The following is a 22,845-nucleotide window of genomic DNA, read 5'->3' as shown; positions in this document are numbered from 1 at the left end:
GTCATTCTATGTTCATAGCGAGTAACACAGAGCAGGATGCGTTTAGATGAACCCGCAGGGCAGCGTTTGTAGCGCATTTCTACTGTGTTGTTACATGTTCATGTAGAATAACTACACCACACATGTGCCGCCTTGTATAAATACACTACAAACTGCTGCAGAAACGAACAACAAAGGTCAACAGACCCTAATAAGCTTAGTTTATCATCGCAGGCCGAGGCCATTCACTAATGACGACGAAAAATTTCACCTAAGTGGCTTTTTATTTCCAGCAAAAAATAAGACAATCCCCAGATTCACGCTTATATGAGATAAACCATGCACTTTACCGACGATGAAACAGGCCAAATTTTGCAACAAATGCATGAGCAAGGCGTCGATTTGACGCAACTGCACAGCGTCGATTTCTTTTTGTTGTTTGAGCAGCAAGCACATGCGCAAGGCTTTATTGATGCCCTGGCCCATGCCGAAGTAGCGCCACAAGCCAGCCTCAGTACCTGCCCAGATACAGGTGTTTTTGAAGTGAAGGCCAGCCTTACCATGGTGCCCGAATATGAGCTTATCAATAATATGGAAGCCTATTTGGAAAGCCTGGCGGATAAACATAACGGCTACGGTGATGGCTGGGGATTGCTGGACGAAAACAACGCCGAGCAATAGCGCAACCGATATTGAACGCAGAGCCTATCAACGGCTATAGGCTTTGCGGTAACTCCCCTGATAATCGAATAGCTTTTCACTCACCTGCCAACCATATTTTTTCGACTTACGGGCAATCACAAAGTCCGGCCAGCTCAAATACTGTTGCAGTGCCACTACTTGCTCGCTCGTTCGCCACTTATTAACGCCAGGCGCATTATGACGCTTGCCAAACTCGCGGTTAAACAAGGCTAACACCTTGGCATTGGCAAGGTCGTACACTTGCGATACCTCGGCGCCATCTTCGTCATAGTAAGTGATCTTGAGTTTGCCCTGCGCCGTTTGCTCGCAACTTAAGCCACTGCAACGCAACACCAAGGCATCTTTGAGGTTGAGCGCCTGGCGTAACTTGTCATCCGGGTCCACCAGCTGATGCTCGCAGTTATGACAACGGCGCGCGGCAATATCATTTTCGCTAAAGCACTGGGGGCATTCCTTAAATTTAAAGCGATAATCGCATTGCTGCTGCTCTTCCCCATCATCCAATAAGCCTTGGCAACGACGACCGTAATGTTCAATAACCTGACCGGCGGCATCCTTTTTACCCCAAAACACATTAGCAAAACCACAGCCGGGGCAAAGCACCTGCACCGGCTCGCTATTCGGATCTGGGCGCTTCATTCCAACTTCGGGGTGATGGATATCAAAGCCATTGCCAGCATAATCTATTACCAGACATTCATGCTTATCAGCGCAAAGGCGCAGACCACGGCCGATGATCTGCTGATATAAACTCACCGATTCTGTGGGTCTTAACAGGGCGATAAAATCAACATGAGGGGCATCAAACCCTGTAGTCAAAACGGAAACATTTACCAGATATTTGAATTCCTTCCGCTTAAAGCGGGCAATTATGTCATCGCGCTCGGCAGCGGGTGTGGCCCCCACAATAATATGGGCCTGCCCAGGTGGTAAATAACGATGGATTTCCTCGGCATGAGCAACTGTGGCGGCAAAAATCATCACCCCACAGCGATCATCACTTTGCGCCATCACATCAGAGATAATGGCCTTGGTGGCGCGGGTACTTTGTTGCAGCAGCGCATTTAAGTCCCCTTCACTGGGCGCCGAGCCGCCATGTAGCAAGGCGGAAAAATCATAATGCTGCACCGCCGCATCGACTATACGCGGCGGCGTTAAATAACCCTTGTTAATTAAATAACGCAGCGGCAACTCGTAAATACAATCATCAAATGGCGCATCGCTCGGGCCGCGAACAAAGCCATGATAATGACGATGATATACCCAGCCGCTGATAAGCCGATACGGCGTGGCCGTTAAACCTAGCACCTTAAGGCCTGGGTTAATTTTCTTAAGCTGGGTTATAACCTGCGCATATTGACTGGTTTGTTCTGTGCTAACGCGATGACACTCATCAATAATCACTAAAGAATAGTGCTGCTGTAGCTTGTCTATACTGCGCGACAAGGATTGAATACTGGCGAAGGTGACCTGCTCGTTTAAATTTTTATCTTTTAAACCCGCAGAGAAAATGCCCGGTGTTAAACCCATATCACGAAATTTATTAGCGTTTTGCTCAACCAACTCTTTTACATGAGTTAATACCAAGATCGGATAACGGGCCAATCGCGCCAGCTCGGCAATAACTAGGCTTTTACCGGCACCGGTGGGCAAAACAATAACGGCCGAGCGCTGTGACTTACGAAAGTGCGCCAGGGTATTGTCGACGGCTTGTTGTTGATAGTCTCTGAGTGTATACACTGCTGACACCCAAAAAAGTAAAGGTCCATTGCTGGACCTTTGGGTTTATGTATCTTTGCTGTTATTTCGCGAGGTATTTAGCCAGCTCTACATCCTGAAACGCTTTTGGGCGTTTACCACGGCCTGACCATTCAACCATTTTTCCTTCGAACTCGCGGCGATACTTAGGTTCAACCTTAGTACGCTTGTCCTGAGTCACATCAACAATATCTTCCACACTGAGCCCTTTCTCCTTCATCAGTTGAAGAACTTCCTGTTTCGCTTTTTCTTGCTGTTGCTGATTATCGAGCGCAGTGTTCAGAATATTAATTGCTTTTTCTAACTCATTAATAGATGCCGATTTGGCAAATGCTCTGATTTCTCTCACTGTGATCTCTTATATACTTTAAATGTGGAAATAAAATAATAATTGAAGATCAGAGATATATCAAAGTAATTATATTAATTAATGATTTAAATGCTGAGGGATAATGTTGGCGTGGCGCCGAAGGGGGGAGAAAAAGTGAAGCCGAAACGGCTCCACTAATTATTCACTCTAAGAAAGAGTCAATAATGAATTAAACCGGAGTTACATTTTCCGCTTCTGGTCCTTTCTGGCCTTGTTTAATGCCGAAAGAAACCTGTTGGCCTTCGCTTAGAGTGCGGAAGCCTGAACCATTGATCGCGCTGAAGTGAACGAATACATCTGGGCCATTTTCTTGCTCGATAAAACCAAAGCCTTTTGCTTCATTAAAAAACTTTACTTTACCGTTTACTTGATCTGACATACTAAAGTGTTCCTGTAAGTCAATTTCTATAACTCGCCTATAAATTAGGCACTATCCTCCCTGAGCCAGTGTCGCTATCGCTAGGTTCAGGTACAGGACTAACCAGGTTAGTCACACTTACAGCGTAGGCCGCACAAAACCGTCACATTGAACGCATTAACTCAAAGCAGTTCCTAGACTAGCATAGAAAATATTAATAAGCTTTAAATTATTTAAAATTCACAGTAATGACATAATCCAGGCATGACCCCTTAAGCGGTGCATGAGTTGTATATTTCCTTAAAGATTATGATATCTTACTGACAAACCTAGATTCTTGCAGCCAGATATAAAGGAGCAGTCAATGAAGAATTTACTTGCAGCGGGTGTACTTATGTTACTCAGCGCCTGTGTCTCTGGGCCGGATTTTGACTACGACAAGTCGGTTAATTTTACCCAGTACAAATCCTTTGCCTGGTTTCCTGATGCCAGCCTGACCAGTGGCGCCAGCAATTATCAGATCAGTGAATTAATGGAACGCCGCGTGCGCCAAGCCGTAAATGATGAACTTAGCGCCAAGGGCATGAGCATGGTGGCAGCAGACCAAGCGGATGTGCTGATAAACTACCATGCCTCGGTGGAAAAGAAAGTCGATGTTGATACCTTTACCACAGGCTACAGCGCCCGTTGGAACTACTGGGGCATGGGCTACAATGTGCAAACCACCACCCGCGAATATGAAGTGGGCACCTTAGTGATTGACGTAGTCGACCGCGCTTCAAACCAGCTGGTATGGCGCGCCGCCAAAGAAGGCCGCTTGAAGAAAAACCAGACGCCGAGCGAACGCACCGCGGTCATTCGTGAATCGGTGGCAGAGATTTTCAGCAACTACCCGCCAGGCACGAACCAATAATATTTGCATCCTTCGAGGTGCTTACTGCAGTTAGGTAAGCGCCTCTAATTGGGTTATTCTCCACATTGCTTCGGCATTACTGCTTCCACACACATCCTCACAAGCCTTAAATTGTAAACAAACCGCCGGTCGTGACGGGTCACCAAACAACTTACACAAATTATTTTTGTCCAACTGGACACATCGTTGCCCCGCTTTTTTACCCTCGGGCATACCAGGTATGGGGCTGGAAATACTAGGCGCTATACAGCACGCACCACACCCTAAACGACAATTCATATTCGACCTCAAAAACAAACGCGGCGGCCATTTTAACAGATTACATGCTTTGTTACATATTACACATACCTGTAAACATGATTCCCGCTACCATATAGCCTGTCATCGAACTATACAGGAAGCTGCATTGTGGCCAGCAAAAAACAAATACTATTACCCATAGGTGTGTTGGGAGTGTCAGTGGCACTTTTCGCCGCCTTTATGGCGATGAAAAAGCCACCGGAGCAAAAACAACAAGAAAACATAGCCCCACTGGTAGAGGTCATCCCGGTCAACTTGACCGATGTCACCATGCAAGTGCATTCCTACGGCGAGGTTATGGCGCAAGAACAAACCGAGCTGGTTGCTCAGGTATCTGGTCAGGTAGTGTCAATTGCCGAACAATTTGTAAAAGGTGGCTTTGTAAAACAAGGGGATGAGCTTATTCGCATCGACCCCAATGACTATGAAGCGGCTTTAATTGAAGCCCAGGCAGGCTTGGCACAGGCTCAGTCGGCGCTGGAAATAGAACAAGCACAGGCCCATGTAGCCAAAGCCGAATGGCAACGTATTAAAGACAATGCCAACGCGGTGATCCCTTCAGAATTATACTTACGTAAACCTCAGCTAGCAGAAAAACTGGCGAAATTCCGCGCCGCTCAAGCCCAGGTTAAACGCGCCAAGCGCAACTTAGAGCGCACCTCGATTCGCGCCCCGTATGATGCCCTGATCACAGCGAAAAATATCAGCCTGGGCAGCGTGGTTAATCCAGGTAATGTACTAGGTCAAATCGATGCCACCGACATTGCCAAGGTGCGCCTACCGGTTGCCAATCATGACCTGCAATACCTCAATGACGGTGGTATTGGCGCCCAAGTCACCCTGACCAGTGAAGTGGCCGGCAAAACCCGCTCTTGGCAAGGCACCATAGTGCGTAACGAAGGTGTGGTCGATAAGCGCTCGCGCATGACTTATCTTGTGGCCTATGTTGACCAACCCTATGAGCAGGCGCAACCGCTGCGCTTTGGCGCTTACACCAAAGCCAGCATAGTGGGTAAGCATGTACGCGATGCCGCCATAGTGCCCAGCCATCTGATCAAGGACAATCGCATTGCCCTTATTGATAATGAAATCAAACTGATGTTTAGCGACTTGGAAGTGATCCGCGAACAAAACGGCATGGCCTATGTCACCGCCGGTCTGCAAAGCGGCCAACAAGTTATCACCTCGGCGCTGGAATACCCTACGCAAGGTATGCAGCTGCGCTTAGACGAGCAAGAGCCTAAAGCAGCGCATACGCAACTGGCGTTGAAGGAGGACTAAACTATGGTGCAAAGCACAGAAAAAGGCTTGATTGCCTGGTTTGCCCGCAACCCGGTTGCCGCCAACCTGTTGATGGTGATCATCATAGTCGGTGGTATTCTCAGTGCGCTTTCAATTCGTAAACAGGCATTTCCTCAGTTTGAGAGTAACTGGCTCAGTGTGCAGGCCGTCTATCCCGGCGCCGCCCCACAAGAGGTGGAAGAAGGGATCACCATTAAGATTGAGGAATCCCTGCAAGGTTTAGAAGGCATTAAACGCCTTATCACCTATTCAAACCGCAGCCTTTCACAAAGTTGGATTGAGGTTGATGAAAGCTATGACTCGCAAGAAGTGCTCGATGAAGTCAAAATGCAAATTGACTCCATTTCCAGCTTCCCCGCGGATATGGAACGCCCTAATATTCGCCGCGAAAAATTCACCCAAGAGGTGATGATCCTCGCCTTGTATGGCGATATGAGCAATTACGATCTTAAAGAGCTTGGCAACAAGCTGCATGATGAAATGCGTGCCCTGCCCCAGGTCAATCTCGTCAATTTCAATTCAGGATTGGATTATGAAATAAGCATTGAGGTCAGCCCGGATAAACTACGCGAATATGGCCTGACGTTCCGTGATATCGCCACTGCGGTTCGTAACTTCTCCGCTAATATGTCGGCGGGACAAATTCGCTCCGACAATGGCTATATTTCCATGCGCGTGGAAAAGCAAGCCTATCGCGGCGGTGAGTTTGAACGCCTTCCCCTATTAACATTAGAAGACGGCGCCCAGGTATTTCTTGGTGATGTAGCAACAATCCAAGACGGCTTTGAAGAAGGCCTGCAATATTCAAAATACAATGGTAAAAACTCACTAATTTTTGAAGTCCGTGCGTCAAAAGATCAAGATATCACCCGTGTTGCCGATGTGATGGACGCCTATTTAGAGCGTAAAAAGTCAGAGCTTCCCGAGGGCGTCAAACTGGCCCCTATGATTGACATCACTTATTACCTCGAAGGTCGTCTCGACATGATGATCGAGAATATGATTTGGGGTGGTATCTTGGTGATGCTGATGCTGGCCTTGTTCCTGCGTATCCGCCTCGCTTTCTGGGTGATGATGGGTCTACCCGTGTCTTTCTTAGGCGCCTTTTTAATGATGCCTATGGGCTTTTTAGACGTCACCATTAACCTCGCTTCCCTGTTTGCCTTTATTCTGGTGCTGGGCATCGTAGTGGATGATGCCATAGTCGTCGGTGAGTCGGCTCACGCAGAAATCGAGAAACATGGCCATAGCTTGGATAACGTGGTGCGTGGCGTAAAACGCGTGGCCGTACCCGCCACCTTTGGGGTACTGACCACCATTGCCGCCTTTGTCCCGCAAACCTTGGCCAGCGGCCCGGGCGCGGCGTTTTCTAAAGCCATAGGTGGGGTGATTATCCTCTGCCTATTATTCTCACTGGTCGAGTCTAAACTTATTCTTCCGGCGCACCTGGCGGCCATGAAGGATCGCCCTGTAAATCCACGTAACCCATTGCACCGCTTACGTAATAAAGTCGATGGCGGCTTACAGTATTTTATCGAGCGAGTATACCGCCGTGCTGTGCAGCGCTGTATTCACTATCGCTATACCGTGATTGTTGGCTTCTTTGGCATTCTAATCGTCAGTGCAGGCTTGTTTGCAGGTGGCTTAATCAAGTTTATCGCCAACCCAAAGATCCCTCATGACTTCCCAAGTATTAACATTGAGATGAATTTGGCCTCGTCGGAAACAGCAACCCTGGATACGGCCAAAAAGATTGAACGTGTGGTGATGGACGTTGAGAAAGTCATCGAACAACAATATGGCATGCCCATGGTTAAGGATATCTCCCTTAATATGCAAGGGCGCACCAACGCCCGCTTAATGATGGTCTTGGTAGAGCCGCACCTGCGCCCTATCGACACCTTCGCACTCAGTGCCTTATGGCGTGACAATATGCCGCCGCTACCGGGAATGAAATCAATGACCATTAACGACAGCGTTATGAATGGCGGTGGTGGCCGTGATGATGGTGATATCAGCTTCCGCCTCGAAGGCAATGATGCCGCTGAGCTCAAAGAAGTTGCCGGTAAATTAAAAGAGAAGCTATCAACCATCAAAGGCGTGGGCGATATCAATGATTCAATGCAAAGCGCCACCGACGAAGTGCAGCTGGAATTGAAACCCATTGCCTATAGCCTAGGTTTGACCCTGGCCGATGTTGCCTCACAGGTGAACTTCAGCTTCTACGGCCTCGAAGCCCAGCGCATCCTGCGCGATGGTGAAGAGCTAAAAGTCATGATCCGCTACCCCATTGAAGAACGTAACTCTATCAGCGAAATCAATGATGTGCGCATTATTACTCCGGCCGGTGCCGAGGTGCCTTTAGCAGAAATAGCCACAGTCAACCTGGTTGACGGGGTAAACCGCATTCGTCGTGAAAACTCCAAGCGTACGGTGAATGTGTGGGCTGCCGTAGACACCAATCAGGCACAGCCGTTTGAAATTGCTAAACAAGTACGTGATGAATACCTTCCGGCACTCTTGAAGAACTATCCTGGCGTACAGAGTAATGTCGCCGGTCGAGTGCAAGAAGAGATGGATAGCGTCGCCGAGCAGCGCCGTGACTTAGTGCTTTCGCTTCTTATCATCTTTGCCCTGTTGGCCATTCCGCTGCGCTCTTACTCACAGCCCCTGCTGATCATGTCGGTGATCCCCTTTGGTGTGGTCGGTGCCGTCTATGGTCACGCGATCTTGGGCATGACCATGAGCAGCCTGTCCTTCTTCGGCATCATAGCCGTGGCCGGGGTGGTGGTGAACGACTCACTGGTGATGGTCGACTATGTAAACAAGGCGCGCGCCCAGGGAGTTGCTATCAAGCAGGCGGTGGTAGAAGCCGGTTGTAAGCGCTTTAGAGCAATATTGCTGACCTCGATCACCACCTTTATTGGCCTAGTACCCATCATTATGGAAACCAGCTTACAGGCGCAAATCGTCATTCCCATGGCGGTATCACTGGCCTTCGGCGTGCTGTTCGCCACGGTGATCACGTTAGTGTTGATCCCTTGCCAATATGTAGCCCTGGAAGACTTTAAACGCGTTATGCGTAAACTCTTTGGCAAAGCCCCCAAGGTAGAGCCAACACCAGAACTAAAACAGCCAAGTTAAATAACCAGTATTTATCCCAACCAGAAAAGCCTTACTTGAGTAAGGCTTTTTTTATTACTTTTGAATGCTTGTTATGCCCATTCTGTTAAGTATGTGATCAGAGATAGGGCTGGATAAATGATGTGCTATTTAAGTGAACTGTTATTAGTGTAGTGGCCAATTTTACTTGACCTGTACACTCACATTTTCCCACTGATAAAATTTTTTATTTAATAATAACGGCAAGCGGTGGTTGCCGTCCCCGGCCTTTCGCAGGCTCAAGGCGTTCGCTTGCTAAAAATAGTTCACCGGACTATTTTCTTAACGCGCTCACCCAACGCGACAAAATTTTAATTTGAAGGACGTTGTGGAGAAACTGCAAACAATTCATCCCTGAAGCTGCATTGTTACCCTTTGTCGGCCTAAAAGGCGACCTACAATATCAATCCAAAGGCTTCTTTGTCGGCGCAAAGCATCGACCTACAGGCATAAAAAAACCCGCTTTTAAGCGGGTTTTTAAACACATAAACCAAGGTTAGATATATTCAATCTCAGTGATCTCAAATTCTACCGTCCCATTGGGTGTTTCGATATTCACACAGTCGTCCAGCTCTTTACCAATAAGGCCACGGGCGATGGGTGAGTTTACAGAGATTAAGTTGTTCTTAATATCCGCTTCATCATCACCAACAATGCGATAAGTCACTTCAGCATCCGTGTCTACATTAACAATAGTCACAGTCGAACCGAAAATTACCTTACCATTGTTAGGTATTTTCGTTACGTCAATGATTTGCACATTAGACAATTTAGCTTCAATTTCTTGAATACGTCCTTCGCAAAAGCCTTGCTGCTCGCGAGCGGCATGATACTCAGCATTCTCTTTGAGGTCGCCGTGTTCACGCGCCTCGGCGATATCAGCGATGATTTTTGGCCGAGTGACTGTTTTTAATTCGTTTAACTCTGCACGCAATAACTCGGCACCGCGTGTGGTCATTGGAATCTTTTGCATAATATTCCCACTTACAGCAAGCCGCAGCGCAAGCGCTGCGGCCTATTGCTTAGTTGATTCGTTGGTGTAACTCTTGAACTGACGAGACACTACCACGGTCATCTGCAGAGTTTGCTGTACAGTTAGCAAACGCAGCGTTTAATGTTGTGGTGTAGTTGGTCTTTTGCATCAAGGCGCCACGACGTAATACCTTAGAGTCTTCAATCGCTTGACGGCCTTCTGTGGTATTAACGATATAGCTGTATTCACCGTTCTTAATGCGGTCAAGGATATGAGGACGACCCTCGAATACCTTGTTTACACGGCGAACTTCGATGCCTGCATTTTCAAGCGCCTGAGCGGTGCCTGAGGTTGCGTCTAGTTCAAAACCTAATTCGATCATGGTCTTAGCAAGCTCAACGATGCGAGCTTTATCACCATTGCGAACCGATAGTAACGCGCGACCACCACGTGGTAAAGCATTACCTGCACCTAGCTGGGCTTTAGCGAAGGCTTCGGCGAAAGTATCACCTACACCCATTACCTCACCGGTAGAGCGCATTTCTGGGCCACGAATTGGGTCAACACCTTGGAACTTAGCGAAAGGAAGTACCACTTCTTTTACGCTGTAGTAAGGAGGAATGATTTCTTTAGTGATGCCTTGGCTTGCCAGTGACTGACCAGCCATACAACGGGCCGCTACCTTAGCAAGGGCAACACCGGTTGCTTTTGATACGAAAGGCACGGTACGTGCAGCACGCGGGTTCACTTCGATTAGGTAAACCTGACCTTCTTTAACCGCGAACTGAGTATTCATCAGACCCACAACGCCTAGCTCAAGGGCCATAGCACGCACTTGCTCACGCATTACGTCTTGGATTTCCTGGCTTAGGGTATGTGCTGGTAGTGAACAGGCCGAGTCACCTGAGTGAACACCCGCTTGCTCGATGTGCTCCATGATACCGCCGATAATCACTTCGGTGCCGTCACAGATGGCATCAACGTCAACTTCGATTGCATCGTCCAGGAAACGGTCAAGTAATACCGGCGCTTCGTTAGAAGCAGATACCGCTTCTGTCATATAGCGACGCAGGTCGTCTTCGTCGTATACGATTTCCATCGCACGACCACCTAGTACGTACGAAGGACGTACAACCAGTGGGAAGCCGATTTCTTTAGACTTAGCAATCGCTTCTTCAAGTGAAGTTACCGTTGCGTTATCAGGCTGAAGCAGGTTCAAACGCTCAACCATTTGCTGGAAGCGCTCACGGTCTTCGGCACGGTCGATTGCATCCGGTGAAGTACCAATGATTGGCACGCCGTTCGCTTCTAGTTCACGGGCAAGTTTAAGTGGTGTTTGACCACCGTACTGCACGATAACGCCTTTTGGCTTCTCAACGCGGACGATTTCAAGCACGTCCTCTAGCGTGATTGGTTCGAAGAATAAACGGTCTGAAGTGTCGTAGTCGGTAGAAACGGTTTCAGGGTTACAGTTAACCATGATGGTTTCATAGCCGTCTTCACGCATAGCAAGAGCCGCGTGTACACAACAGTAATCGAATTCGATACCTTGGCCGATACGGTTAGGGCCGCCACCGATCACCATGATTTTGTCTTTGTCAGACGGTGCTGCTTCACACTCTTCATCATAGCTTGAGTACATGTAGGCCGTGTCTGAGCTGAATTCAGCCGCACAGGTATCTACGCGCTTGTACACAGGCAAGATTTCAAGCTGGTGACGCTTCTTGCGGATTTCCGCTTCAGATACACCGGCAAGCTCGGCGATACGCGCATCGGCAAAACCTTTACGCTTCAGGCGACGTAGGAAGTCAGCAGTAAGACCGGCAAAGCCGACTTCTTCGATTTGCTGCTCGTCTTTGATGATGTCTTCGATTTGTACCAGGTACCAACGGTCAACCTTGGTTAGGTTGAATACATCTTCAACGCTCATGCCGTGACGCATGGCATCGGCAATGTACCAGATACGCTCAGCGCCTGGCTCACGAAGTTCGCGAGTGATCTTCTCGATTGCGCCCTTCTCACCTACTGGCAAGATTGGGTTAAAGCCAGTCGCGCCCACTTCCAGACCGCGAAGTGCTTTGTGTAGAGATTCTTGTTGGTTACGGCCAATCGCCATTACCTCACCTACTGACTTCATCTGCGTTGTTAGACGGTCGTTAGCACCGGCAAATTTTTCAAAGTTGAAGCGAGGGATCTTAGTTACAACATAGTCGATTGACGGCTCGAATGACGCAGGGGTTGCACCGCCTGTGATGTCGTTTTGTAGCTCATCAAGGGTGTAACCTACAGCCAGCTTGGCTGCGATTTTCGCGATTGGGAAACCCGTAGCTTTTGAAGCAAGTGCTGATGAACGAGATACACGCGGGTTCATCTCGATAATAACCATACGGCCGGTGTTAGGACACACACCGAACTGTACGTTTGAACCACCGGTTTCAACACCGATTTCACGCAGTACCGCCATCGAGGCATTACGCATGATTTGGTATTCTTTGTCAGTCAAGGTTTGCGCTGGCGCTACCGTGATTGAGTCACCCGTGTGTACACCCATAGGGTCGAAGTTTTCGATTGAACAGACGATGATACAGTTGTCGTTTTTGTCGCGAACAACTTCCATCTCGTACTCTTTCCAACCTAGCAGGCTTTCATCGATTAACAGCTCGCTCGTTGGTGACAGGTCAAGACCACGGGTACAGATCTCTTCGAACTCTTCCATGTTGTAAGCAACACCACCACCGGTACCACCCATGGTGAAAGAAGGACGAATAATACAAGGGAAACCGATACGCGTTAGTGTATCGTGCGCTTCTTCCATTGAGTGGGCGATTTCTGCACGCGGACACTCAAGGCCGATGTTTTTCATCGCTACGTCGAAACGCTCACGGTTTTCTGCCTTGTCGATAGCATCAGCAGTTGCACCGATCAGCTCAACACCGTGCTTAGCCAGTACACCGTGCTTGTCTAGGTCAAGGGCACAGTTCAATGCAGTTTGACCACCCATGGTAGGCAGTACCGCATCCGGCTTTTCTTTTTCGATTATTTTTTCTACCACTTCCCAGTGAATCGGCTCAATATAGGTCGCATCAGCCATTTCCGGGTCGGTCATAATGGTCGCCGGGTTCGAGTTAACCAGGATTACACGGTAACCTTCTTCTTTTAGCGCTTTACAGGCTTGAGCACCTGAGTAGTCAAACTCACAGGCCTGGCCGATCACGATCGGGCCCGCGCCTAAGATAAGAATGCTTTGAATATCATTACGTTTTGGCATTATTACTCCGGTCTCAAATTAGTTAGATTGCGCTTGCATCAGTTCGATAAAGTGATCGAACAAAGGGGCTGCATCGTGTGGGCCTGGACTGGCTTCAGGGTGACCCTGGAAGCTAAATGCCGGCTTGTCGGTGCGGTGAATACCCTGCAAGGTGCCGTCAAACAATGACTTATGCGTAGCACGAAGGTTATCTGGCAGGCTTGCCTCATCCGCAGCAAAGCCGTGGTTCTGTGCGGTGATCATCACAACATCACGGTCCAGGTCTTTAACCGGGTGGTTACCACCGTGGTGGCCGAACTTCATTTTTACTGTTTTCGCGCCTGAGGCCAACGCTAGTAGCTGGTGACCAAGGCAGATGCCGAAAATAGGAATATCTTTTTCTAGGAAGGTTTTGATCGCTTCAACAGCGTAAGTACATGGCTCAGGGTCGCCAGGGCCATTTGACAGGAAGATACCGTCTGGGTTTAGTGCTAGTACTTCTTCAGCGCTGGTTTGCGCCGGAACTACAGTCAGCTTACAGCCACGGTCTACCAACATGCGCAGGATATTGCGCTTAACACCGAAGTCATAGGCAACAACGTGGAATTTCTCATCTTCTGGCGCAAGCGTTTTAAAACCTTCACCCAGAGTCCAGCTTGTCTCAGACCATTGATATGATGACTCAGTACAAACTACCTTGGCTAAATCCATGCCTTTTAAGCCTGGGAATGCTTTTGCAGCTTCCAGTGCTTTGCTTTCGTCAATCTCATCACCGGCGATGATACAGCCGTTTTGCGCGCCCTTATCACGTAGGATACGAGTCAGCTTACGGGTATCGATATCGGCAATACCTAAAATGTTGCGCTCTTTTAGGTAATCACTGAGTGATTGTTCATTACGGAAATTACTCGCTAGCAGTGGCAAATCGCGAATAACCAGGCCCTTGGCCCAGATCTTGTTCGCTTCTTCGTCTTCGCTGTTAGTACCCGTGTTACCGATATGCGGGTAAGTCAAAGTTACGATTTGTTCCGCGTAAGACGGGTCGGTCAGAATTTCCTGATACCCAGTCATCGACGTATTGAATACTACTTCACCAACTGACATGCCGTCAGCGCCGATCGCAGTACCGCGAAACACTGTGCCGTCTTCTAGGACTAACAGAGCGGATTTAGTCAAGTTAACCTCCTAACAGTAAAAAACGGGAGTAAAAAATGCGACTGATTTACGACCCGTTTAAAGCGCTTAATTAGGCGCATAATGAAATTTTGGCAAATTGGCGATATTCTACACGAGAGTAGCAAAAAGATCTAATTAAATATCAATAAATATAGAAAACAGCACCTTTGACACAAAAAACAACCGAAGACCCTAAAAGTACATGTTTACTTACCCAGTTCCAGCACTTCACGCATGGAATAAAAGCCAGGGTGTTTGTTTTGCACCCACTTTGCAGCCCTCACAGCGCCACGAGCGAAGGTCATTCTTGAGCTAGCTTTATGTGTTAATTCAAGCCTTTCCCCCATTAATGCGAAATAAGCCGTATGTTCGCCAACTATATCGCCCGCTCTGAGCACCGAATAGCCAATTTCCTTTTGCGATTTAGCCTGTTCACTTTGTGAGCGATCATAAACCGCGACTTGATCATGGTCCCAACCTTTGGCTTCGGCAATGGCTTCGCCTATGGCCAGGGCGGTGCCCGAAGGCGCATCAATTTTATGGCGGTGATGGGCTTCAAATATTTCTATGTCCGCATCGTCACCGAATTTTGTCGCCGCCGTTTGTACCAAATCCAATAGCAGATTAACGCCCACACTGAAGTTACGGGCAAAGACGATGGGGATATGTTTGGCGGCCTCAAACAAGCGCTGCATTTGCGCTTCACTCAGGCCGGTGGTACCTATCACCATGGGGATATTATTGGCAACGGCGAAATCCAGGTGAGCCAGCATGCCCTCGGGCAGGGTGAAATCAATTGCCACATCAACGTCATCTGCAATTACCATTTCTGTTGAAAAAGCAATGTCAGTCTTACCCTGATTAATAAAGTGCTGCACTTGACTACCAATTAAATCATGTTGGTCACGTACATAAGCCGCTGCTAATTCTGTGCCTGTTGAAATAAGTGCAGCTTCACATAACACTTTGCCCATTCGGCCATTTGCACCAAAAATTGCAATGTTAGTCATATCTTTCCCCATTCAAATTTTCTGTGTTTATACATAGTTTACCGCCATAAATCATCTATAAAAATTTCATATGCCATGCGTTTATACTGTTCTAGCTTGTTTTGGATAAACGCTGCGAATAAAACGACGGACAATAAAACTAAACGCAATAAACAGTGCTGCGCAAATCAATACGTAAGGTAAAGCTAGTGAAAAATTCACAAATAGAGCGCCAAGTGCATAACCTAAGGTGTGTGTGGTAGCGATGTAATTCGTATATTGCTTACCCGCTTTTGCCACTATCACATTGGTATACGCCAAAGTCGCACTGTTAAGGGCTACACATATCAGTGACACCGCGATACACATAGCCACTATATGATCAGCCATACTACTCACCCAAGCCATTAGCCAGGCAATAGCCAAACTCAGCACAAGTAACCGCTCTGAATCAACCTTTTGCTTTTTAATAAAATAAATCTGATTGAAAGTACTTAAGCATGCAGTGATAGCCAAGTTTATTGCCACCCATTGACTTACTTCAGCACTACTGTCAGGAATCAAGCGAGTAAGCACCTGCACCAAACTAAACTGACCAAAGCACAAACTAAATGCGCAAATGAATGCGACGACGAGTAGACCCCAATGCTGATGAGATGAAACGCGTACTTTTTCTTTCTTCTCACCCTGCGGCAAACTTGGCGTGGCAAGCAACACATACAGGCCCAGTAATAAAGGCAGTACGAATACCCAAGTAGGTGAGAACATCATTAGGCCGATACACACCAATGGCGTTAAACATCTTGCTAACGTGCCCCCTAGACTGACTTTAGCGAGTGCCCCTATGCTATTTTGTGGATATAACATTAGCGCACTGATCTGCAACTGCGGCACAATGCCGCTGCTGAAAATACCATGCACAATGCGGCTAGTTATAAATATACCCAGCATTACCTCTACAGATAACCAGCCATATTCGAGCCATAAGAATAACAAAATGAGATTACTGAACAAAAAGCCAGCCGTTGTCAGTTTAACTACAAACGAGACACCTTTTTTGACCATTGTTTTGGCCCAGTACACACTTGAGAATAAAAATAGGAAAGAGCCCGCAGCTTGCCAATTGACTAATGTTTCATAAGGTACCGACATGATGTCAGCAAGCAAAGGCAATACCACCAGCGCAATTTGCTGACTGACGCCGAGTAGACCGCCGCCAACGACTAACCATGCAATGCGTTTATTCATTATGCTCCTAACTTGGGGTCAACTTTTCATTGACACGATAATGCAAACCATTATTATTCTCAATCTGTTTTGTAACCAAGGATTGCGGCGGTGTTAAATAAAAGCTTTAGTTGGTCGAGTTTTGCCAACGCCTATTTAAGAGAAAATACCAATTGGGCTCACACCCAATGGCAGCAACGCCCTGCTATCAAAATTACGCTCAATGAACAACATGACATCTTGCTACCTATTCACTACTTTTCAGAAGTTGGCATTCACCACTTTACTGGAGAAATTCTTTTAAAAGATGCTCAGTCTTCTTCTGCCGAAGTAATTACATTCAAAAAAGCCCTACGCTTACTGCTGCCACATGCAGATAGAATTGCAGCCTTTTCACGCCCTCAAATTGAACAGTTCAGCGCGCAAGTATTGCAAAGCCAAAAGTTTATTGAGGCATCTTTGCAAAATCACCCGGGTATCTCGCACTTAACAACAGGCCCATTGAATTTTATAGAAGCAGAGCAAGGACTGCTCGCTGGACATAATTTTCATCCGGCAGCAAAAAGTCGCCAACAATTGGCGCATGATGAGTGGTCAAAATACAGCCCAGAATTTGGTGCAAAATTTCAGTTGATTTGGCTAAAGGTTTCTAGAGCGGTTTTAGTTGGTGATGCTAAAGGCCAAGCACTTGACTGCTACTTGAATACACTTGTTACACAAAGTGCCCCTGAGCTGCTTACAAAAGTTAATAACGACTTTGCTGTTATACCTATGCACCCTTGGCAGTGGCAATATCTACAAGGCATGAGTAGCATCAAAACTTTAATGAGCGATAATTTAGTGAGCGAATTAGGTGAGTATGGCCTTGTTTGGTCAGCAACGTCATCAGTGCGTGCCATTTGTCAACCAGACGTGGATTATCAACTTAAATACTCTTTAAACATAAAGTTAACTAACTCACTAAGAACCTTGTCTATCAAAGAGTGCAAACGCGGTCTGCGCGTTTTCGATGCCTGCCAAACCGATACATTCAAACACTGGCAGGCACGATACCCTGAGTTTGTGGTGTTACAGGAGCCTGCTTGGTGTGCTTTAAGTTTTAACGATACTGTAATTGAAGAAAGTATTTTCTTATTTAGAGAAAACCAACAACTAAACCAAAACAGTGAAAGCTTAGTACTTGCCACATTAGGCCAGCTACCTATTGATACTCAAAACCACCTACTACTTGAGCAACTTAAGCGCGTTAGTAAAAATTATCACGTTACGTTAGAAGAAGCCGCTGAGTTATGGTTTAACGATTTCAGTAAAAAAGTGATTTTGCCATTGTGCGACTTACAAGCCAATTTGGGCTTGGTATGCCTCGCCCACCAACAAAATATTGTTATTGAGTTTGCACAAGGTTTGCCACGCAAAACCCTTATTCGTGATTGCCAAGGTTTTGGTTTTTCAGAACTAGGCATTGAACAATTTGCCAAGCACTGTAAAGACATCCATGGTGATATTGAGCACCACTGGAATCAAGCACAGATCACCCGCTATTTTCCCTACTACGTCATTATCAATAGTAGCTATGCAATGATTGCTGCTTTAAGCCAGCTTGGCTTTAAAGATGAACGTACGTGGTGCCAAAAATTACACTTGACGTTATCGGGTATTTTAAGCGCAGCCAAAGATAAACAGTGCTTACAACTAATTCTCGAGCAACCCTCTTTTGAGTGCAAAGGTAATTTCTATTGCTATCTCACTGGTGATAACGAGAACACCATAGAAGATCCCGCTGTGATTTATTTCGATATGACGAATTTACTGGCCCAAACTCAGCAATAGGTTGATTAAGATGTTATTAAAACACAAGTTCCCACTTGATAAATCTGAGTTGGGTGTCATCAGTCACGCGCAAAAATTGGCTTTACAAGGTGAAATCGCTTTTGGTCATTGCTTTGTTGCTGAGTATGACGAGCGAATAAATACCTTAGAGCAACTACTTTTCTTAATTGATGGTGTGCTTTACCACCATCTCAATGTTCAACATATTCAGTTACCAACAATCCATTGGCATGCCTCAGCAGCTTGGCAAGCACTGATTGAGGCATTCCAAAGTGAAAGCTTTTCTCGTTTTGAGTTTTATGCGAATCCTGTAAATGGCTTAAAAACACAAGCGCGAACACTCTTTACTGAACGCTTTGAGGATAGAGCCTGCCCTACTCGTAATGTGAATTTATCCGCTGAGGTATATCGCCGCTTTAATCATGCAGTTGGCAAGTTCGTCAGCTTTAAAGTTGCTAATCCCATTGAGGATTTAGACCTCTTTCATAGTTGGATGCACAACCCAAGAGTGAGTGCGTTTTGGGAGCAAAACTGGTCAAAAGACAAACTGCAAAGTTATTTAGCCAATAAACTGCACACCCCGTTTAACTTGCCATTGATCGGCTACTTCGACGACCAGGCTTTTGGTTATTTCGAGGTGTATTGGGCAGGTGAAGACAGAATTGCCCCTTATTACCCGTGGCAAGCATACGATAGAGGTTTACATTTATTGGTTGGCAATGAGGCATTTCGAGGCAGCCGTTTCTTTAAAGCGTGGTGTACCGCCATCAGCCACTTTATGTTTTTAGATTGCCCTCAGACTCAAAAAATCGTGTTAGAACCAAGGCACAATAACCACAGGTTACTTAATCAAATTACCAAGCTGGGATTCATAAAAGAATATGAATTCGAGTTCCCACATAAGCGCGCTGCGCTAATTTCAATCGAAAAAATTAAATTCTACAAGGAGAATTTTCAATGTTAGATCTGGCTGGGATCGGGATTGGTCCATTTAATTTAAGTATTGCTGCCTTGCTCAACGAAACGAATGAACTTGAGTACCGCTTCTTTGATAACAAAGCTGAATTTGCATGGCATCCAGGTTTACTTCTGCCAGAAGCTCACATGCAAACCTGTTACTTAAAAGACCTTGTTACTGCGGTTGTACCCACCAGTCGTGTTGGCTTTCTTTCTTACCTTGTCGATAAAAAACGCTTTTATCGTTTCTTATCTACTGACATCAGCATGATCAGCCGCACCGAGTTTTCAAACTATATGGCGTGGGCTGCAAGCAAAATAAAAAACCTGAATTTTAATGAAGGCGTTCGGAGCATTCATTACGCCGACGACCATTTTGTGATCACCACAGAGCAAGATGTGTATCAGGCAAAGAACATCTGTCTTGGCACTGGTAAAAAGCCACATATACCAGAAGAGTTTAAAGCACAGCTGGGCACAAAAGTATTTCACGCTTGTGAGATCATGGACAGAGAATTCGATTTCACTAACAAACGTGTTGCAGTCATTGGCGGTGGTCAAACAGGTGCAGACATTGTGCTCAATGCCTTACACCATTACTGGGGAAAACCACAAGAGTTATACTGGATCTCTCGCAGGCCTAACTACCAGCCACTGGATGAAGCCACATTTACCAATGAGTTCTTCACACCGCAATATACAGAGTGCTTCTTTGAGTTACCTGAATTAAGTAAAAAGCGCGAAGTAAAAGCGCAAAAGCTCGCCAGTGATGGCATTACCAGCGAATGCTTAAAGCAAATCTATCACTATTTATATCAGCATTTTGAAGTAAACGGTGAGCGCAAGTGGCTGCATTTACTGCCTAATCGTACCGCTCAGCAATTAACTCCTTATAACGATGGCTACGCAGTACAGTGCTACAACTCACTGAATCAAAGTGAAGAAATACTCGATGCTGATTATGTGATTTTAGCAACTGGTTTTGAGTCTGTATTACCACACTATCTTGAACCTCTAAAGTCGCTATTACATTTAAGTAAAGATGGCAGCTTACAGCTTGACCGCCATTTTAATGTGCAATGGCAACACCAAGCAGACAATCAAATTTATGCCGTGAATGCAGGCCTAAGCAGCCACGGCATTGCCGAACCACAACTTAGCCTAATGGCATGGCGCAGCGCCAAAATTATTAATCATTTGACAGGGAAAAATGTGTTCGATTTAAGTGAAACGCAGAATTTCATTGATTGGACATTGCCCGAATCCACCCAACCTTTAACCTTAACTACAGCAGTTTAATAAACATGGATATGAAAAAAACGACCTTAACCCTAATCGCTTCTGGCCTTTTATGTGCACTTAACGCTAATGTGGTATTTGCGAATGATGCTCAAGCCACCCATGATCATGAGCGTATTTTAGTCACCGCTAACCGTACTGAGCAAAAAATTTCTGATATTGCAGGCACTGTATGGTTGGTTGATCTTGAAGAATTGCAATTGCAGATTAATGCGGGCCATGATTTTAAAACCTCATTGGCGCAATTAGTACCGAGCTTAGATTTGGCAAGTACGACAAGAACCAACTATGGTCAAAATATGCGAGGCAGACAAATGGTCGTGATGATTGACGGTGTCTCGTTAAACTCTTCGCGAGGTATTAGTCGTCACCTTGATGCCATAGATCCATTTAATATCTCACGCATTGAAGTACTCTCAGGTGCTACCGCGATATACGGCGGTGGCAGTACCGGAGGTGTTATCAACATCATCACTAAACAAGGTAATGAAGATAACGCCCTAAAAGTAGGCATTCACTCAGGCTTTGCTGGCAGTGACGACTTCGATACTTCAATTGCAGGTGCCTATGGTTTTGCCAATGCAAAAACCAAAGCGCGTATCTCACTTGCATACAATAAAGTGAATGCATTATATGATGGTGAAGGCGATGCTATCATCATGGACACCACGCAAAGTGGCTTGCAATACACGGATAGCCTAGATGTTATGGCATCGATATCCCACAAATTCACAGACACACAAACAGTCACCGCGATGGTGCAAAAATATAATAATGAAAGCGATGGCGAACATGGTTTGTATTTTGGCCCAGAGGCCAATGCGCTGTTTGGTGATATGACCGGCGTAGAAATCCGTAAAGGTTTAGACTCTGACCACACGCCAAAAACAGAGCGCACCTTAATAAACCTAAACTATATAAACAGCGATTTTTTCTCTCAAACCCTCAACATTCAAGCCTTTGCTCGTGAAGAGATTTTTGACTTCTATCCACGCCCTCGCTTAAGCGGTGATAAAATTGCTAATTTCTCAAGCTCTGAGCAAAACACTGACGCATCCGGTTTCAAATTTGTGTTATCCGGCAAAGCTGACAAACTAAGCTTTGCTTATGGTTTTGATTACGACACCGAAGAGTTTGATTCGCTCCAAACGTATTATGACACTAACATAGCCCAACATTCTGGCGGTTTAGTGATGAAGTCTATTTATGCAGTAGATCGTTATCCAGGCTTTGAAGTCGATGCCAGCGCCTTGTTTGCACAACTTCAATATCAAGCGCTAGACAACCTTGCTGTATCGGCAGGCTATCGTCGCCAAAATATGGATAACACGGTGCATGATTTTGTCGGTACCACTGCTGCAATAAAAGTTATCACAGGGGCTGCCTCTTCAGCAGAGGCCATTAAAGGCGGCAGCACAGATTACAGCGTGGACTTATTTAACCTAGGTTTAGTGTATGACCTAAATGACAGCCAACAAATTTGGTTTAACTCAGCGGAGGCATTTGAGTTACCGAATGTCGCTAAATTTTATGGTAAAGGTAAATATGAACAAAAAGACGGTGCAAACAGCTTAACTTTAGTTGAAGGCACGGTTGTCGATGTAAATAACTCAGCGCTTGCAGGCATTAAAACCGATTCAATGGAGTTGGGCTGGCGTTTCAGCGACGGCGCTTTCAGCGCTCAAATCGCGGCTTACTATAGTAGTTCAGATCATAAGATCACCTATGACAGCAAAACGCTTTTAATTACCGTAAGCGACTCTAAGACACGTACCCAAGGAATCGAAGCTCAACTCGACTACGATGTTAACTCGGCTTGGCGTACTGGTATTTCAACGCACTTAATTTCTTCGCAAGCGCAAGATAAAGAAGGCACCTGGAAAAAAGTGAGTGTAACGCAAGCTTCAAGTTCTAAATTTACCAGTTACTTAGCTTGGCAAGGTAACGATTTGAACGTGCGTTTACAAAGTAAAACCATGTTTGACTTAGAAGACGACGCTGATGGCAAAATCAACGGCTACACGCTGTTTGACTTAACTGCTAGCTATCCACTTGCAAATGGTCAAGTTCAGTTTGCTGTTAACAACTTATTTGACAAAACCTACACCACGCAATGGGGTAAACGTGCGATTTACTTCTATAGCCCGAAATATGGTCCAGAGACTTTATATGACCATAAAGGTCGTGGTAGAAGCTTTGCGCTAACGTACCAGTATAATTTCTAAATAAATTATACTGAGTCATTTTCTTCATTTCGTCTCAAAGCCGCACCATGCGGCTTTTTTTATGGATTAAGTTTGACA

17 protein-coding genes are annotated in these 22,845 nt (G+C 46.1%); 8 read left to right on the top strand and 9 right to left on the bottom strand.

The window, feature by feature from the left end:
* Positions 1–318: 318 nt before the first annotated feature.
* A complete protein-coding gene (locus tag WCN91_RS03890) occupies positions 319–660 on the top strand; it encodes a ribonuclease E inhibitor RraB (protein WP_342676494.1) in 342 nt (113 codons plus the stop codon).
* 27 nt (positions 661–687) lie between these two features.
* Here the strand turns inward: WCN91_RS03890 and radD are convergent, their stop codons facing one another.
* The 3 genes from radD to WCN91_RS03875 form a co-directional block, all read right to left on the bottom strand.
* On the bottom strand, positions 688–2,421 hold the full coding sequence (radD, locus tag WCN91_RS03885; RefSeq protein WP_342676492.1) for a DNA repair helicase RadD: 1,734 nt from the start codon (positions 2,419–2,421) through the stop codon (positions 688–690).
* Between the two features lie 61 nt (positions 2,422–2,482).
* The gene (locus WCN91_RS03880; RefSeq protein ID WP_342676490.1) at positions 2,483–2,788 is read right to left on the bottom strand and encodes an H-NS family histone-like protein; all 306 of its coding nucleotides are present in this window, start codon (positions 2,786–2,788) and stop codon (positions 2,483–2,485) included.
* Between the two features lie 190 nt (positions 2,789–2,978).
* Positions 2,979–3,188, bottom strand: coding sequence for a cold-shock protein (locus WCN91_RS03875; protein WP_105190342.1), 210 nt, complete (start codon positions 3,186–3,188; stop codon positions 2,979–2,981).
* A 343-nt stretch (positions 3,189–3,531) separates the two neighbouring features.
* Here WCN91_RS03875 and WCN91_RS03870 point away from each other — a divergent pair, with 343 nt between their 5' ends.
* Entirely contained in the window at positions 3,532–4,080 is a 549-nt protein-coding gene (locus WCN91_RS03870) for a DUF4136 domain-containing protein (protein WP_342676486.1), read from the top strand.
* Between the two features lie 30 nt (positions 4,081–4,110).
* On the opposite strand, the gene WCN91_RS03865 is transcribed toward WCN91_RS03870, so the two are convergent.
* Positions 4,111–4,359 carry a YkgJ family cysteine cluster protein gene (locus WCN91_RS03865; protein WP_342676484.1) on the bottom strand — a complete coding sequence of 83 codons (249 nt, stop codon included), beginning with the start codon at positions 4,357–4,359 and terminating at the stop codon, positions 4,111–4,113.
* Positions 4,360–4,488: 129 nt separating this feature from the next.
* Between WCN91_RS03865 and WCN91_RS03860 the strand changes: the two genes are divergently transcribed.
* A complete protein-coding gene (locus tag WCN91_RS03860) occupies positions 4,489–5,661 on the top strand; it encodes an efflux RND transporter periplasmic adaptor subunit (RefSeq protein ID WP_342676482.1) in 1,173 nt (390 codons plus the stop codon).
* A 3-nt stretch (positions 5,662–5,664) separates the two neighbouring features.
* A complete protein-coding gene (locus tag WCN91_RS03855) occupies positions 5,665–8,826 on the top strand; it encodes an efflux RND transporter permease subunit (protein WP_425416006.1) in 3,162 nt (1,053 codons plus the stop codon).
* Positions 8,827–9,340: 514 nt separating this feature from the next.
* Here WCN91_RS03855 and greA read toward each other — a convergent pair.
* The 5 genes from greA to WCN91_RS03830 form a co-directional block, all read right to left on the bottom strand.
* Entirely contained in the window at positions 9,341–9,817 is a 477-nt protein-coding gene (greA, locus tag WCN91_RS03850; protein ID WP_342676480.1) for a transcription elongation factor GreA, read from the bottom strand.
* A gap of 49 nt (positions 9,818–9,866) precedes the next feature.
* Positions 9,867–13,085 carry a carbamoyl-phosphate synthase large subunit gene (gene carB, locus WCN91_RS03845; RefSeq protein ID WP_342676478.1) on the bottom strand — a complete coding sequence of 1,073 codons (3,219 nt, stop codon included), beginning with the start codon at positions 13,083–13,085 and terminating at the stop codon, positions 9,867–9,869.
* 18 nt (positions 13,086–13,103) lie between these two features.
* Positions 13,104–14,240, bottom strand: a complete 1,137-nt coding sequence (carA, locus tag WCN91_RS03840) for a glutamine-hydrolyzing carbamoyl-phosphate synthase small subunit (RefSeq protein WP_342676476.1) — start codon at positions 14,238–14,240, stop codon at positions 13,104–13,106.
* Between the two features lie 206 nt (positions 14,241–14,446).
* Entirely contained in the window at positions 14,447–15,250 is an 804-nt protein-coding gene (gene dapB / locus WCN91_RS03835) for a 4-hydroxy-tetrahydrodipicolinate reductase (RefSeq protein ID WP_342676474.1), read from the bottom strand.
* An 81-nt stretch (positions 15,251–15,331) separates the two neighbouring features.
* The gene (locus tag WCN91_RS03830) at positions 15,332–16,477 is read right to left on the bottom strand and encodes a hypothetical protein (protein ID WP_342676472.1); all 1,146 of its coding nucleotides are present in this window, start codon (positions 16,475–16,477) and stop codon (positions 15,332–15,334) included.
* Between the two features lie 90 nt (positions 16,478–16,567).
* On the opposite strand from WCN91_RS03830, the gene WCN91_RS03825 reads away from it, so the two are divergent.
* Genes WCN91_RS03825 through WCN91_RS03810 form a run of 4 tightly spaced genes read left to right on the top strand, consistent with a single transcriptional unit; the run spans position 16,568 to position 22,767 of the window.
* Positions 16,568–18,286, top strand: coding sequence for an IucA/IucC family protein (locus WCN91_RS03825; RefSeq protein WP_342676470.1), 1,719 nt, complete (start codon positions 16,568–16,570; stop codon positions 18,284–18,286).
* Positions 18,287–18,296: 10 nt separating this feature from the next.
* Positions 18,297–19,250 (top strand): GNAT family N-acetyltransferase, encoded by a 954-nt coding sequence (locus WCN91_RS03820; RefSeq protein WP_342676468.1) that lies wholly within the window; start codon positions 18,297–18,299, stop codon positions 19,248–19,250.
* A complete protein-coding gene (locus WCN91_RS03815) occupies positions 19,244–20,542 on the top strand; it encodes a lysine N(6)-hydroxylase/L-ornithine N(5)-oxygenase family protein (protein WP_342676466.1) in 1,299 nt (432 codons plus the stop codon). The genes WCN91_RS03820 and WCN91_RS03815 overlap by 7 nt, the downstream gene beginning before the upstream one ends.
* 5 nt (positions 20,543–20,547) lie before the next feature.
* Positions 20,548–22,767, top strand: a complete 2,220-nt coding sequence (locus WCN91_RS03810; protein WP_342676463.1) for a TonB-dependent receptor — start codon at positions 20,548–20,550, stop codon at positions 22,765–22,767.
* The last annotated feature ends 78 nt before the right edge of the window (positions 22,768–22,845 follow it).

Source organism: Pseudoalteromonas qingdaonensis (assembly GCF_038739665.1).
In the GTDB taxonomy this organism is placed as follows: Bacteria; Pseudomonadota; Gammaproteobacteria; order Enterobacterales; family Alteromonadaceae; genus Pseudoalteromonas; species Pseudoalteromonas qingdaonensis.
Note: the sequence above shows the minus strand (reverse complement) of the source record. Positions and strands in the feature narration are given on the sequence as shown.

Excerpts from the sequence above, each read along its gene's own strand:
- WCN91_RS03820 (WP_342676468.1), top strand. The coding sequence starts at position 18,297 with ATGTTATTAAAACACAAGTTCCCACTTGATAAATCTGAGTTGGGTGTC.
- greA (WP_342676480.1), bottom strand. The coding sequence starts at position 9,817 with ATGCAAAAGATTCCAATGACCACACGCGGTGCCGAGTTATTGCGTGCA.
- WCN91_RS03830 (WP_342676472.1), bottom strand. The coding sequence starts at position 16,477 with ATGAATAAACGCATTGCATGGTTAGTCGTTGGCGGCGGTCTACTCGGC.
- WCN91_RS03870 (WP_342676486.1), top strand. The coding sequence starts at position 3,532 with ATGAAGAATTTACTTGCAGCGGGTGTACTTATGTTACTCAGCGCCTGT.
- carB (WP_342676478.1), bottom strand. The coding sequence starts at position 13,085 with ATGCCAAAACGTAATGATATTCAAAGCATTCTTATCTTAGGCGCGGGC.
- WCN91_RS03875 (WP_105190342.1), bottom strand. The coding sequence starts at position 3,188 with ATGTCAGATCAAGTAAACGGTAAAGTAAAGTTTTTTAATGAAGCAAAA.
- WCN91_RS03865 (WP_342676484.1), bottom strand. The coding sequence starts at position 4,359 with ATGAATTGTCGTTTAGGGTGTGGTGCGTGCTGTATAGCGCCTAGTATT.
- dapB (WP_342676474.1), bottom strand. The coding sequence starts at position 15,250 with ATGACTAACATTGCAATTTTTGGTGCAAATGGCCGAATGGGCAAAGTG.
- WCN91_RS03815 (WP_342676466.1), top strand. The coding sequence starts at position 19,244 with ATGTTAGATCTGGCTGGGATCGGGATTGGTCCATTTAATTTAAGTATT.
- WCN91_RS03855 (WP_425416006.1), top strand. The coding sequence starts at position 5,665 with ATGGTGCAAAGCACAGAAAAAGGCTTGATTGCCTGGTTTGCCCGCAAC.
- WCN91_RS03890 (WP_342676494.1), top strand. The coding sequence starts at position 319 with ATGCACTTTACCGACGATGAAACAGGCCAAATTTTGCAACAAATGCAT.
- WCN91_RS03810 (WP_342676463.1), top strand. The coding sequence starts at position 20,548 with ATGGATATGAAAAAAACGACCTTAACCCTAATCGCTTCTGGCCTTTTA.